The sequence below is a fragment of the Collinsella sp. CLA-ER-H9 genome (genome assembly GCF_040092295.1).
Lineage (GTDB): Bacteria > Actinomycetota > Coriobacteriia > Coriobacteriales > Coriobacteriaceae > Collinsella.
Genome location: NZ_JBBNLV010000006.1, coordinates 60,509 through 74,369 on the forward strand (window position 1 = coordinate 60,509; position 13,861 = coordinate 74,369).

Annotated in this window: 11 protein-coding genes; all 11 read right to left on the reverse strand. The window is 62.4% G+C overall.

All coding sequences use genetic code 11. From position 1 onward, the window contains the following. Window positions 1-24: 24 nt before the first annotated feature. Window positions 25-753: a 30S ribosomal protein S2 gene (gene rpsB / locus AAAX73_RS05335; RefSeq protein ID WP_055285135.1), complete on the reverse strand. Its 729-nt coding sequence runs from the start codon at window positions 751-753 to the stop codon at window positions 25-27. Window positions 754-971: 218 nt separating this feature from the next. After that, the gene (locus AAAX73_RS05340; protein ID WP_349125314.1) at window positions 972-1,925 is read right to left on the reverse strand and encodes a tyrosine recombinase; all 954 of its coding nucleotides are present in this window, start codon (window positions 1,923-1,925) and stop codon (window positions 972-974) included. Next, a complete protein-coding gene (trmFO, locus tag AAAX73_RS05345; RefSeq protein ID WP_349125268.1) occupies window positions 1,889-3,226 on the reverse strand; it encodes a methylenetetrahydrofolate--tRNA-(uracil(54)-C(5))-methyltransferase (FADH(2)-oxidizing) TrmFO in 1,338 nt (445 codons plus the stop codon). Before trmFO ends, AAAX73_RS05340 begins: the two co-directional genes overlap by 37 nt. A 14-nt stretch (window positions 3,227-3,240) precedes the next feature. Continuing rightward, window positions 3,241-4,173, reverse strand: a complete 933-nt coding sequence (locus tag AAAX73_RS05350; protein ID WP_349125269.1) for a DNA-processing protein DprA — start codon at window positions 4,171-4,173, stop codon at window positions 3,241-3,243. Then, window positions 4,173-5,696, reverse strand: a complete 1,524-nt coding sequence (locus AAAX73_RS05355; RefSeq protein WP_349125270.1) for a YifB family Mg chelatase-like AAA ATPase — start codon at window positions 5,694-5,696, stop codon at window positions 4,173-4,175. Before AAAX73_RS05355 ends, AAAX73_RS05350 begins: the two co-directional genes overlap by 1 nt. Further along, window positions 5,696-6,181: a YraN family protein gene (locus AAAX73_RS05360; protein ID WP_117820567.1), complete on the reverse strand. Its 486-nt coding sequence runs from the start codon at window positions 6,179-6,181 to the stop codon at window positions 5,696-5,698. Before AAAX73_RS05360 ends, AAAX73_RS05355 begins: the two co-directional genes overlap by 1 nt. A gap of 188 nt (window positions 6,182-6,369) precedes the next feature. Next, on the reverse strand, window positions 6,370-7,158 hold the full coding sequence (locus AAAX73_RS05365; RefSeq protein ID WP_349125271.1) for a ribonuclease HII: 789 nt from the start codon (window positions 7,156-7,158) through the stop codon (window positions 6,370-6,372). 93 nt (window positions 7,159-7,251) lie between these two features. Continuing rightward, window positions 7,252-7,593 carry a 50S ribosomal protein L19 gene (gene rplS / locus AAAX73_RS05370; RefSeq protein WP_117583231.1) on the reverse strand — a complete coding sequence of 114 codons (342 nt, stop codon included), beginning with the start codon at window positions 7,591-7,593 and terminating at the stop codon, window positions 7,252-7,254. Between the two features lie 209 nt (window positions 7,594-7,802). Further along, entirely contained in the window at window positions 7,803-10,553 is a 2,751-nt protein-coding gene (gene ppdK, locus AAAX73_RS05375; protein WP_349125272.1) for a pyruvate, phosphate dikinase, read from the reverse strand. Window positions 10,554-10,852: 299 nt separating this feature from the next. Beyond that, the gene (locus AAAX73_RS05380; protein WP_349125273.1) at window positions 10,853-11,728 is read right to left on the reverse strand and encodes a pyruvate, water dikinase regulatory protein; all 876 of its coding nucleotides are present in this window, start codon (window positions 11,726-11,728) and stop codon (window positions 10,853-10,855) included. Between the two features lie 34 nt (window positions 11,729-11,762). Further along, window positions 11,763-13,859: a glycine--tRNA ligase subunit beta gene (gene glyS, locus AAAX73_RS05385; RefSeq protein ID WP_349125274.1), complete on the reverse strand. Its 2,097-nt coding sequence runs from the start codon at window positions 13,857-13,859 to the stop codon at window positions 11,763-11,765. Between the last annotated feature and the right edge of the window lie 2 nt (window positions 13,860-13,861).

The window sequence follows — 13,861 nt, forward strand, 5'->3', positions numbered from 1 at the left end:
AAAAAAGACTTAAATAGGACTGATTTACTCGGCCTTGGGCTCGGCGGCCATCTCGGCCTCGGAGACCTGCTCCTTACCGGAGCCAGCGAGGCAGGCGTCGGCCATGAGCTCGCACATAAGGGTGACAGCGGAGATGGCGTCATCGTTGCAGGGGATGCCGTACTCGACCTCGTCGGGATCGGAGTTGGTGTCGATCAGAGCGACGACGGGGATGTTCAGGCGCTGGGCCTCCTTGATGGCGTTCTCCTCGCGCTTGGTGTCGATGACGAAGAGAGCCTGGGGCAGACCCTTCATGTCGCGGGCGCCACCGAGGTTGGTCTGGAGCTTAGCGAGCTCCTTGCCGAGCACTGCCTGCTCCTTCTTGGGCAGCACTGCCATGCGGCCGTCCTCGACCATGGCCTCGAGCTCCTCCATGCGGTTGATGCGGGAGCGGATGGTGACGAAGTTGGTCAGCATGCCGCCGAGCCAACGCTGGTTGATGTAAGGCATGTTGGCGCGCTCAGCGGCGTTCTTAACGGCCTCCTGAGCCTGCTTCTTGGTGCCGACGAACAGCACGTTGCCGCCCTTGGCGACGTTCTTGACGAAGGTGTAGGCCTGATCGGCGTCAAGGATGGTCTGCTTGAGGTCGAGGATGTAGATGCCGTTGCGCTCACCGAAGATGAACGGCTTCATCTTGGGGTTCCAGCGACGGGTCTGGTGACCGAAGTGGCAGCCGGCCTCGAGCAGGGTGCGGATATTAATCTTGGTAGCCATATTAAACCTCCTGTGGTTTGCCTCCGCGCGGGGTCATCCTCCAAAACCAACCCGGACATGTGCTACCAAAGCCCGGGCACCACGGTATGAAGTAGCCGCGCGTGCGTGATAAAAACCTGTTGCCGTGAAGCAACCCGATGAATGATAGCAGGATTGCCTCTTCCTGCCAACCCGCAATCAAAACCACACACCTCGGTGCGGCGCGGGAGGCCCTTCTCCTACTCGCCGCGGGGGTGTGCCTGACTCACGGCACGCTTGAGTCGGTCGGGCGTGAGGTGCGTATAGATCTGCGTCGTGGACAAGCTCGCATGCCCCAGCAGCTCCTGAACCGAGCGCAGATCCGCGCCGCCCTCGAGCAGGTCGGTCGCAAAGGTGTGGCGCATCGCATGCGGGGCGATGTCGGCAGGAATGCCGGCAAGTGCCGCAAGCATGTGGAAACGCCTCCTCAGCATGGCGGCACTCATGCGGTTTCCGCGCGCCGAGATAAACAGCGGATGCACGCCGTTCGCACTATCGACACGCTTTGCCTGCACAAGGAGATGTGGCCTCCCCTCCTCAATATAGCGGCGAGTCGCCTCGAGAGCGCGCCGATAGAGGGGCACGATACGCTCCTTGCTCCCCTTGCCCCAAAGTCGCAGCGTTCGCTCTGACCAAGCAATGGACTCCACGTTGAGCGCCGCGAGCTCCGAGATTCGCGCGCCGGAGGCATAGAGCAGCTCGAGCATCGCTGCATCACGCAGCCCCGAAGGCGTAGAGGTGTCGGGGGCCTCGAGCAACGCCTCGACTTGCCGGGTCGTCAGCACACCGGGAAGATCGCGCGGCAGTTTGGGCGAGGATATCGCCGAGACCGCATCGCCCTCAACGATTCCCTCGGCAGCCATCCACCGATAGAGCGAGCGAATGGCAGACAGATGCGCCGCAAGGGTCCGAGCCGCCACCTGGCCACGCGACAGCTCGGCCAAATAGGAGCGAACGGTCCGTACGTCGGCGACGCGAGCGTCGATGCCCTCACGGTCGCACCACGCGGCGAAGTGCTCGAGCCGCGAGGCGTAGGCGGTTACCGTATTGGGAGCGAGCCCTTCGACGCGTGCAATGTAGGCGATGAACGAGTCGACGGCATCGTACAGGTCAAAGGCTATGACCTCTCGCCTCCAAACAGATCGGAGCGCGATTCCAGATAAGCATCCAGGGCCTTAAGGGCGCGATCCGCGTAGGCCTGGTAACGATCGCGCTTGCTGCGACGCTTACCGTCCTCGAGCGGCGGCACGAGCCCAAAGTTGACGTGCATGGGCTGATAGCCCACCGTAGCCGGATCGGTCGCATAGCCCACGAGTGCGCCTAGGGCGCCCACGCGCGGCAGCTCAACAGGCTCCGCCTCGATTGCCTCGGCATAGGTGTTGAGCGCGGCGAGCAGACCCGTCGCCACGGCCTCCATATACCCCTCGGTACCGGTAATCTGGCCGGCAAGACGCACGCTCGTGCCGGGCACGGCAAAGGTGCCATCGAGCACGTGCGGCGCATCGACAAAGGTGTTGCGGTGCATGACGCCGTAGCGGAAGAACTCGGCGTTCTCCAGGCCGGGAACCATATGGAAGACGCGCTTCTGTTCGCCGAAGGTCAGGTTGGTCTGGAAGCCAACCAGGTTATAGGCGGTCTTCTCCTTGTTCTCGGCGCGCAGCTGAATTGCCGCCCAGGGACGGCGACCGGTGCGCGGGTCGGTGAGCCCGACGGGCTTCATGGCGCCAAAGCGGATGGCATCCTTGCCCGTGCGCGCAACCTCCTCGGCAGGCTGGCAGGCCTGGAACAGGTCACCGCCCTCAAAATCCTTGAGCACCACGCGATCGGCCGTGGTGAGTGCCTCGATAAAGGCCTCGTACTCTTCCTTGTTGAGCGGGGCATTGAGATAGTCGCCACTCCCCTGCTCCTCGTAGCGCGACTGCGAGAACAGCACGTCCATATCGAGCGTCGAGGCATCGACGATCGGGGCGGCCGCGTCAAAGAACGCCAGGGCGTCACCACCGACAAGCTTCATGACCTCCCCGCTCAATGCCGGCGAGCACAAGGGGCCCGCGGCGATAACCACATGACCCTCGGGGATCTGGGTGACCTCACCGTGGACGACCTCGATATTGGGGCGGGCGGCAACCTCGGCCTCGACGAGCTCGGAAAACTTGACGCGGTCGACCGCCAGGGCGCCGCCAGCGGGAACGGCCGCACGATGAGCGCAGTCGAGCAGCACCGAGCCCATGCGCTCGAGCTCGGCCTTCAGCAGGCCGGCGGCGGAATCGGGACGGGTCGACTTAAACGAATTGGAGCAGACGAGCTCCGCCAAGTGATCGGTATGGTGGGCAGGAGAGCTCACCTGCGGGCGCATCTCGCACAGCTTTACGGCGAACCCGCGATCTGCCAGCTGAATCGCGCATTCCGATCCCGCCAGACCGCCACCGATAACCGTCACCTGATCAAACAGCATCTGCAAACACCTTTCTAATTGACACGTTTTCCATTGTGACCGAAGGGCGTCTGGGCGTGAAGGGCAAACTTGGAGGGCGCATACCTTCCATCCATCATGCGCTCGATGAGGCCCTCGAGCTCGAGCGAGCCCAGGAGCTTGAGCACGCCGACGGCATCGAGGGAGACGAGTGTGGCGATGTCTTCAACCTTGAGCGGCGAGGCGATGAGGGCATGCATCACAGTCTGCTGTGTGGCATCCAGGTCGGCGATGCCGGGCGCATCGGGACGCGAATAGCGCAGGGTACCGTAGATTCGAGAGATGGCCATCTCGATGGACTCCTCGTCAATAATGCAGCAGGCCCCGTTGGCAATGAGATAGTTGGTCCCGCGCGACTCGGGCGACAAAATGGAGCCCGGTACCGCAAGCAGTTCGCGCCCCAGGTCCATGGCGGCCTCGGCGGTAGAAAACGTTCCGGATGGCATGCCGGCCTCCGATACAAAGAGCGCCTGCGACAGCGCAGCGATCACGCGGTTGCGGCGCGGGAAGGCAAACTTGCGCGGCCCCATGCCCCACGGCGAGATGGACACGACCGCGCCGCCCGTATCGAGCGTACGGGCGATAAGCCCCGCGCTCGAGCGCGGGTAGACCACGTCGGCGCCCGTACCCAAAACTAAGACGTGCCTGCCCCCGGCGTTGACCGCGGCCCAACCCGAGGCCTGGTCGCAGCCGACCGCACCGCCCGAGACCACCGTCACCCCCGCTTCCACGGCAACCTTGGCTGCAAGCTCCGCGACGGCAAGACCGTAGGGAGACGCCTTGCGCGCACCGATAATCGAGAGCGCCGGCGTCGAGAGCACCTCCGGGTCGCCACGCACGAACAGCGTCTGCGGCACATCGGAAAGTTCCAGAACAGTAGCGGGAAACAGCCCATCACCGGGATGCAGTTCATAGCGGACCTCACCCATCACTGGTCCCTCCTTCCCTGATACATCGCGGCCTCGAGCACATGATCTTGCGTCACCCGCTCGCTTTCGGCGACATCGGCGATCGTGCGCGCGATGCGCACCAGGCGCACGATGCCGCGCCCCGTGAGATGCGTGCGCTTCGACAGGCCGAGCACGCACGTTTCCGCCGCCTGATCGAGCGCAAAGGTCGACACAACACCATCGATAGAGCGGGACTCATCGTCCTCGGCCTCAGCGTCCGCATCGTCCATATGAGTCTCGCGCCAGGCACGAAAAGCCCGACCGCGGACAACGTAGTCGCGCAGCTCGGCCGACGACATGCCCTCGGCGCCCTCGATAATCACCTGCGGATCGGGGCGGGACACGTCGATCATCAGGCCGATGCGGTCGGCCAAGGGACCACGCAGCTTGGACCGATAGCGCTCGACCATCGATGCCGAGCAACGACACGGAACCTCGCGATCGCCCAAAAAACCGCAGGGGCAGGGATTGCTCGCCGCAAGCAGCTGAAAGCGCGAGGGAAACGTAAAGGCGCCATCGACGCGCACGATTCTGAGATAGCCGCGCTCGATAGGCTGACGAAGCGTCTGCAGCACACCGGTGGGAAACTCGGCAAGCTCGTCCAAAAAGAGCACGCCGCCATGGGCAAGGCTGATCTCGCCCGGATGCACCGGGCGCCCTCCGCCAATAAGGCCCGCAGTCGAAATGCTGTGATGGGGACTACGAAACGGCCGATGCCCCGCAAGCAGGCCATCGATGTTCTCACCCAAGACCGAATGAATGCACAGCGCCTCCTGCTGGTCCTCGACGGAAAGCTCGGGCAAGATACCCGTCATGCGACGCGCAAGCATGGTCTTGCCCGAACCGGGCGAGCCGATCATGAGAAGGCCGAGCTCCCCTGCCGCCGCAAGCGCTATGCCGCGTTTGGCGACTTCCTGCCCCAACACATCGGCATAATCGAGCTCGAGCTCAAAGGTGGCCTCGAGCACTTCAGAATCCAGATAATGCCGAGCTGCCTCGCCCATACCGTGAGCAAGCTGCGACAGATGGTCGATAAAACCGCAGTCGACCCCCGAAAGCGGAACATGCTGGTCGGACCTGCCGGCGATAAAAGACAGCCCCATGTCGCGAGCCAGCAGCTGGAACGCCACCTCGCCCTTGACGGGAAGCACCGTACCATCCAAGCCAAGCTCGCCGGCAATGAGGCAGCGGTCGAGATTGTCGCGTGGAATCTGCCCATCGGCCGCAAGCACCGCAATGGCTATCGGCAGGTCAAAGCCGCTACCGGTCTTTCGGATATCGCCCGGCGCCAGATTGACCGTAATGCCCGAACGCGGGATCTCGAATCCCGCAGAGCGCATCGCGCAGCGAATGCGCCCGCGCGACTCCATGACCTCCATACTCGGGATGCCGAGCATCTGGATGCCCGGGATGCCACCCGCAAGCGATACCTCGACCGTGACGGGAATCGCCTCGACGCCGCGGATACAGGCAGCGTGAACGGCAAAGGTTTCGAACGCCATCACGACACCTGCCAATCGAACGCATTGTACTGGTGCTCGATCTCGGCGATATGCCCGCCGCGAATGGTGACGCCCACGGCATCGAAGCGGATCGCCTTGAGCGGATAATGCTCCATGAGATAGCAACTCGCGATGCGACGATAGCGCCGCTGCTTTTGGGCGTTCACCGCTTCCTCGGGAAACACCCGAGTATCGCAATCCAGCGCAACACGCCTGGTCTTGACCTCGGCCATCACCACCACATCGTCGAGCTCGTCGAGCAGCACCAGGTCGGCCTCGCCCTCCGAGCATCGATAGCCTTGTTCCAGCAATGCATAGCCGCGCTCGTTAAAGTAATCGATTGCGATAAGCTCGCCCAGCATACCGAGCTCGCGAGGACTGAGCCCCTTGATAAACTCAGGGGTGATCGACCCGCAATCGAGCTCCCCCTCTTCCCAACGCTCCTTGAGCTGCTGCGTCTTGCTCATTTTGGCTGCGGCACACATGGGGTCTCCTTTCCCACTCCCTGCATTGCCTCGATAATGAGGGCAGGTTTCATGCGGGTAAGTACCGGAAGCAAACCGAAAACCAACCAAATGCCGACAAATGAGGGGCCGCGCGCAACAATAGCGTTGCACACGGCCCCTACCAGCAGGTTTATAGAACCCTTAAGGTCCCAGTCTCCACAATTGGCCTAAAAAAGGCGCTCAGTCTGCAGAAAGTTTCCGCAAAAGCTCACACGGTGCAGCGGAGAAAGACCATGTTTGCGAATGGCCTCGATGTGCTCGGGACTCGCATAGCCTTTCGATTCGGCCAAATGGTACTCGGGATACTCGGCGTCGTACTCGACCATCATCTCGTCACGCGTGACCTTTGCCATGATGGATGCCGCGGCGATACAGGCGATCTTGGCATCGCCCTTGACCACGTCGCGCTCATGGGGCACGGCGCCCAGGGGGTTGCCGTCCATAAGCACGCAATCGGGCTCAAGCCCCGTATCGGACACCGCACCCGCGACAGCGGCTCGAATGGCGCGGGCCATGCCCATCTGATCGATATCCGCAGGAGCGATATGGCAAAAGCCGATAGCAGTCGCCACCTCGGCAATCTTCACCGAGAGCAGCTCGCGGCGCGCCGGCGTGAGCTTTTTGGAATCGTTGATGCCCCAGACGCGCGGCTCCATGGGAAGGCACACGGCGCACACCGTCAAAGGACCGGCCACCGAGCCGCGACCCACCTCGTCGACACCCACGACCACGCCATCCCCACCGAGCTCGTGCATCAGCTCGTACATACCGTTGACGCGCTCGCGCTCGGCAAGTTCCTTGGCATGGCGCTTAAGGGCGCGCTCGCAAGCCTTGATCACTTGCTGGCGCGGATCCTCGCGATAATGCTCCACGAGGGCGGGAATCTCCTCGAACGTGGCGCTCGCCAGCTCGCCGGCAACCTGCGATGCCGAAACCGAGCTCGTCATATTGGCCATACCAGGCCCTCCTTGCATGCAAATCAGATAAAAAGAAGGGCCACCCGAAGGTGACCCTTGTGTCCAAACGAGTGGACAGACGCTGCGATCTTCTTAGCGCTTCTCGGGGATGCGAGCAGCCTTGCCCACCTTGTCGCGGAGGTAGTACAGCTTGGCGCGACGGACGCGACCATGACGAACGACCTCGAGCTTGGCGATCTTGGGGCTGTGAAGCGGGAAGGTGCGCTCAACACCGACACCGAAGGAAATCTTGCGGACGGTGAAGGTCTCGCGGGCACCGGCGCCGGCCATGCGGATGACGTCGCCCTGGAAGACCTGGATGCGCTCGCGGTCGCCTTCCTTAATGCGGTAGTGAACCTTGACGTTGTCGGCGACGCGAACCTGAGGAATGTCCTCGCGGATCTGCTGACGCTCGATTGCGCGGATGTAATCCATGTGCAATTCCTTACTCTTCTAGAGGTGCCGTACCACCTTGGCCGGCACGTAGTTGAACAAACGTATTCGAGTATACACGCGCGGGTTTCTGCTGCAAGAACAATTTTTTACGCAGACAAAAAGACAAAACCCGCACATGATAACCGCCCGCCTCACGAATGAGACGGGCGGCGTGAAGGGGGCTACGCTAGGCGCCCAAACCCAAAACGTTAGGCGGAACGCTTGGCCTCGAGCTTGGCCTGAGCGGCAGCCAGGCGCGCCAGGGGCACGCGGTAAGGCGAGCAGGACACATAGTCCACATCGGCAACGTTGAACAGGCCCTTGATGGACTTAGGGTCGCCGCCGTGCTCACCGCACACGCCAAAGTGCATGCCGGGGTTGGTAGCTCGGCCCTTCTCGACGGCCATGCGCACGAGCTCCAGCACCGCCGAGTCGATGGTCTCGAAGGGGTTGTCCTTCAAGATCTTCTTATGCATGTACAGCGGGATGAACTTGGCCTCGGCGTCGTCACGCGAGAAACCAAAAGTCGTCTGCGTGAGGTCGTTGGTGCCAAAGCAGAAGAAGTCGGCGTGCTGCGCGATTTCGTCGGCGACCATGCAAGCGCGCGGCAGCTCGAGCATCGTGCCCACGGGAATGTTGAGCTCGACACCTTCCTCGGAGGAAACCTCGGCAATCACGCGCTCGATGACCTCGCGAGTCTGAACGTGCTCGGCCGTAATGGAAACGAGCGGGACCATAATCTCGGGACGCGGGTCGACGCCTTCCTTGATAAGGCGGGCGGCAGCCGTTGCCACGGCACGGACCTGCATGAGCGGCAGGTCACCGAAGACGACGGACAGGCGCACGCCGCGCAGGCCGAGCATCGGGTTGGACTCGACCATGCCGTCGATACGACGCAAGCGGGCACGCAAGGCGGCGAGTTCTTCCTCGCTGGCGCCGGCGGCCTCCTTCTTGGTGATGGCGACCTCGAGCTCGCGAGGATTATCCAGGAACTCATGAAGCGGCGGATCGAGCAGGCGAACGACCACATCGCGACCGGACATGGTCTTGAACATCGCCAAGAAGTCCTCGGTCTGAACCTTGAGCAGATCGGCCAGGGCCTGCTGCTTCACGGTCTCATCGTCAGAAAGGATAAAGCTCTGGATGATGTTTTTGCGATCGCCCAGGAACATGTGCTCGGTGCGGCACAGGCCGATGGCCTCGGCGCCAAACTCGAGCGCGAGCTCGGCATCCTCGGGGTTGTCGGCGTTGACGCGCACGTGGTTGGCGTGGCCGTCAGTCTCGTCCAGGCGGATCTCGTCAGCCCAGGACAGGATGGTGTCCAGGTCGCCGGTGAGCTCAGCGGAGACCAAATCGACAGCGCCATCAACGACAATGCCTTGGGTTCCGTCGATGGAGATGATGTCGCCCTCGTGCAGTACGCGATCGCTGCCCTCGATACGCACGACCTTCTCGGCCGCGTCGATATGGAAACGCTCGACACCGCAGACGCAGGGGGTACCCATGCCACGGGCGATAACGGCGGCATGGCTCGTCTTACCACCGTGGCTCGTCAAGATACCCTCGGCGGCGACCATACCCTTCAGGTCGTCGGGGTTGGTCTCCCAGCGGACCAGAATGACCTTGTGACCCTCGGCGGAACGTGCGACGGCGTCGTCACTCGAGAACACGACCTCGCCCACAGCGGCACCGGGACTGGCGTTAAGGCCACATGCGAGCGCCTCGTACTTCTTGGAGGAGTCGAACTGCGGGTGCAGGAGCTGGTCGAGCTGCGCGGGGTCGATGCGGCTCACGGCCTCCTCACGGGTGATGAGGCCTTCTTCGACCATCTCGATAGCGATGCGCAGGGCGGCGGTTGCGGTACGCTTGCCCACGCGGGTCTGGAGCATCCAGAGCTTACCCTGTTCGATGGTGAACTCGATATCGCACATGTCGCGGTAGTGATCCTCGAGCGTCAGGAAGACACGCTCAAGCTCCTCACCCGCGGACTCGAGGCCCGGGGTGGTCTTGAGGTCGGCGATGGGCTCGGTGTTACGGATGCCGGCGACGACGTCCTCGCCCTGAGCGTTGACCAGAAAGTCACCGTAGAACTCCTTGGTGCCGTCGGCCGGATTGCGCGTAAAGGCGACGCCGGTCGCCGAGGTCTCGCCCTTATTGCCAAAGGCCATAGCCTGGACGTTGACAGCGGTGCCAAGGTCGTCGGAAATGCCGTGCTGCTTGCGGTAGATGCAGGCACGCTCGTTCATCCAGCTGCCAAAGACGGCCTGAATGGCAAGGCGCAGCTGGAGCTCCGGATCATGTGGGAAGACGGGCTTGCCGTCGGCGACCTCGAGCTCGGGGTACAGGGCGGCCTCGACGTTCTCAGAGAAAATGCTCTTAAAGGTCTCGACGAGCTCCTGCAGGTCCTCGGCCGATAGCTCGGAGTCGACGCGAACGCCGGCGACCAGGCGGGCCTGGGTCAGGGCGTTTTCGAACAAGTCGGCATCGACACCCATGACGACGTTGGAGAACATCTGGATAAAGCGACGATAGCTGTCCCAGGCAAAGCGCGGGTTCTGCGTCTGGGCGATAAGGCCCTGGACGGAATCGTCGTTGAGGCCCAGGTTGAGGACTGTGTCCATCATGCCGGGCATGGAGAACGGAGCACCCGAGCGTACCGAGACGAGCAGTGGGTCACGGGCGTCGCCAAGCTTCTTGCCGCAGCGGGCCTCGAGGTCGACCTCGGCGGCAACGATTTCGTCGAGCGCGCCCTCCGGCCACACGTTGCCTGCACCAGAGTACTCAACGCAGGTCTGGCAGGTAATGGTAAAGCCACCGGGAACCGGCAGGCCGATACGGCTCATCTCGGCAAGGTTCGCGCCTTTGCCGCCAAGCACGAAGTTCATGGACTTGTCGCCCTCGGTGACACAAGTGCCCTGGGCATCGGTTCCAAAATGGTAAACCCTCTTGCAATCGCTCACGATGCTTCCCCTTCCATGCGCTCTCGCGCACGACCGTGGTAACGAATCGACCCGCCGGATGCGGGCCGTGAGGGAACTATACGGCGGGATTTAAACGGGCTTGAGCAGAGGATGCGCGGTTTGGTAAACGTGCTAAAACCTGCGGTAAACGGTAGGTAAAAGTGGTTACCTTATGAAGATACCACTACAATAAATTATCAGGTCAAATGTAGTTTTCTTGCTAAATCGCTTTACCAAAACCAGTCAATTTGAGACGGGGCATTTTAATCACCGTCCCCGAAAAATCATCCCAGAAAGGACTACTGCTGTTGAGCGCGGCGGCCGGCACGGCGGGCCCTAGCTTCCTGGATCTCTTCGAGGTGAGCGATGATCTCGGAGGCACTCTCCTCAATCGCCTTGCCGTCGGTGCGTACCACAAAGCAACCCAGACGTTTCATGAGGGCACGAGCCTCCTCGAGCTCACTGCGTACACTCTCGGGCTCGGCATAGGAGCCGGCAACGGCACGGGCATAGTCGTCGCCCAGGCGGCTATCGCGAATCTCGGAAATCACATCGACGGTCGAAATCAGACCGAAGAGACGCATCGGATCGACCTCGTAAATCGACTTGGGCGGCTCCATACCGTGCGCCAGCGGAACGTTGGCGACCTTGTAGCCCTGATAGGCCAAATACATCGAAAGCGGCGTCTTGGATGTGCGCGACACGCCCAGCAGCACGATATCGGCACCCGACAGATCATCGCAGCCGCGCCCGTCATCGTGCTCGACAAAGTACTCCATGGCCTCGATGCGGTGGAAATACCTGTCATCGGTCTTATGGATCACACCCGCCACTCCTTTTGGCGGCACGCCAATAAGCGACGACAGCACCGCGAGCGACGGGCCGATCAGGTCGACCGAGCGAATGTGCAGCATGCCCAAGTAGTCGAGTACGCGAGCACGAAGCGCCGGGTCGACGATGGTATGGAACACGGCGATATCGCGATGGTCGGCATCGACTCGCGGGCCCACAAACGACTTGACCTGCTCCACCGAGGTCACCTTAGGCAGACGTAAAACACGAAAAGCCCCTTCATCAAATTGCCCGGACGCCGCAAGCACCACCTCACAAGCGGTATCACCGAGCGAGTCGGAGATAACGATAACGGTGGGACGAGCGGTGACCGGGCAATCCATGCGAGGCTCCTTTTGCGCTTATGCGCAGGCTAGCTTACTTTTTGCGGGCAAGCTCACCAATGTTGGCGATGCCGGAGAATACGGCCTCGAAGCGGTTGAGCAGCTTAAGGCGATTATCGCGGAGCTGCTCGTCCTTGTCCATGACCATAACCTCGTCAAAGAAACGGTCGATGGGGGCACGCAGGGCGGCCAGAGCGGCAAACGCGGCAGGGTAATCCTCGGCAGCAAGGGCGACATCGACGGCGGTCTGAGCGGCCTCGGAGGCGTCGGCAAGCGCAAGCTCGACCTCGCCCATCAGGCTGCGGTCGTACTCCGCACCCAGCTCGGGCTTGGAGATATGCGCGGCTCGGGCGTAGGCAGTCGCCAGGTTGTCGAAGGTCTCGGCGTCGTTCTTGCGGGCCTCGTCGAGGGCGGCGCAGCGGGCGAAGAAGACCGACGGGGCAATGATGTGCACCGCGGATACGGCGGCGACGGTATCGGCCGGGATCTTCTCGTCACGGGCCATGCTCACCAGACGGCCGTGGAAGAAGTCGCGAACCTGCTGGGCGACCTCGGCGGCGTCGAACTCAATGCCCTGCTCGCTATAGAGCTCAAGGGCGAAGTCGATCAGCGACGTGGGGTCAATCGGCAGGCGATCGCGCAGGATGTTGATGATGCCGATGGCGGCGCGACGCAGCGCGTACGGGTCGGAAGAGCCGGTCGGGGGCTCGCCGATGGCAAAGATACCGGCAATGGTATCGAGCTTGTCGGCACAGGCCACGATGCAGCCAGCGGCGCCCTCGGGCAGCTCATCGCCGGCAAAGCGGGGGCGATAGTGGTCGCGAATAGCGTGGGCGACCTCGTCGTTCTCCCCCATCGCGGAGGCGTAATAACCGCCCATCACGCCCTGCTGGCTCGTGAACTCGACGACGGCGTTGGATACCAGGTCGGCCTTGCACAGGTGAGCGGCGCGAGCGGCATCGGCGGCAAGGTGGGCGCCCAGATGGGCCTCGCGAGCGATGACGAGCGCGAGCTGCTCAATGCGCTCGGACTTGGCGAGCACGCTACCGAGCTTCTCCTGGAAGGCAACCTTGGCTAGACGCTCACGGAACTCGTCGAGGGAGATCTTCAGGTCCTCCTCGTAGAAGAACTTTGCGTCGTCCAGACGGGCGCGCACGACGCGCTCGTTACCGTCGATCACGCGCTCGGCATTCTCGGGCTTGCTGTTGGAAACGACCACGAACTCACGCGTGAGTTTGCCCTCGCCGTCATAGATCGGGAAGTAGCGCTGGTTGGTGAGCATAGACTCGCAGATAATCTCATGCGGGACCTTGAGGAACTCCTCGTCGAAGGTGCCAACGAGCACCGTCGGCCACTCGCAGAGGTTGATGACCTCTTCGAAGACCTTCTTGGGCGTGTCGACATGGCAGCCAGGGCGAGCGGCCTCGACCTCGGAGATACCGGCAAGGATGGCCTCACGACGACGCTCGGCAGAAAGCACGCCGGCGTCCTCGAGCACCTGCTCGTAGACGGCGGGGCTGGCGACCACATGGTCACCAGGGCCAAGTACGCGATGACCACGCGTGGTGTTGCCACTCGTCACGTCGGCAAACGACACAGGCACGACGTCCTCGCCCAAAAGGCAGCAAATCCAACGGACCGGACGCACAAACGTAGCGTGCTCGTGGCCCCAGCGCTGGCTACGGTAGTTGGGCCACTGCAGACCGGCAATAGTCTTCTCGCACAGAGCCGTCAGGATCGGAGTAGCCGGTGCGGAGGGAATGTTCTTCTCGGCGAACACGTACTCGCGGCCGTCGGTGTCCTCACGACGGACCAGGTCCTCGGCAGCCACACCGCACTTGCGGGCAAAACCCTGGGCAGCCTTGGTGGCGTTGCCGTCGGCATCAAAGGCAATGTTTGCCGCGGGGCCGCGCTTGACCTCATGGACCTCATCGGTCGCAGTGGCGACGTTGGCCACGAGCGCAGCCAGACGACGCGGGCTCGAGATCACACGGACCTCGCCATGGGCCAGACCGGCCTCGTCGAGGCCCTTTGCGATCATGGTGCCAAGCTGCTTGACGGCATTGTTAAGCGGTGCGGAGGGCATTTCCTCCGTACCGATCTCAAACAGGAAATCCTTAGCGTCTGCCATGG

Coding starts and splice junctions, on each gene's coding strand:
- rpsB (WP_055285135.1), bottom strand. CDS start 753: ATGGCTACCAAGATTAATATCCGCACCCTGCTCGAGGCCGGCTGCCAC.
- trmFO (WP_349125268.1), bottom strand. CDS start 3,226: ATGCTGTTTGATCAGGTGACGGTTATCGGTGGCGGTCTGGCGGGATCG.
- AAAX73_RS05350 (WP_349125269.1), bottom strand. CDS start 4,173: ATGGGTGAGGTCCGCTATGAACTGCATCCCGGTGATGGGCTGTTTCCC.
- AAAX73_RS05355 (WP_349125270.1), bottom strand. CDS start 5,696: ATGGCGTTCGAAACCTTTGCCGTTCACGCTGCCTGTATCCGCGGCGTC.
- AAAX73_RS05360 (WP_117820567.1), bottom strand. CDS start 6,181: ATGTGTGCCGCAGCCAAAATGAGCAAGACGCAGCAGCTCAAGGAGCGT.
- AAAX73_RS05365 (WP_349125271.1), bottom strand. CDS start 7,158: ATGGCCAATATGACGAGCTCGGTTTCGGCATCGCAGGTTGCCGGCGAG.
- rplS (WP_117583231.1), bottom strand. CDS start 7,593: ATGGATTACATCCGCGCAATCGAGCGTCAGCAGATCCGCGAGGACATT.
- AAAX73_RS05380 (WP_349125273.1), bottom strand. CDS start 11,728: ATGGATTGCCCGGTCACCGCTCGTCCCACCGTTATCGTTATCTCCGAC.
- glyS (WP_349125274.1), bottom strand. CDS start 13,859: ATGGCAGACGCTAAGGATTTCCTGTTTGAGATCGGTACGGAGGAAATG.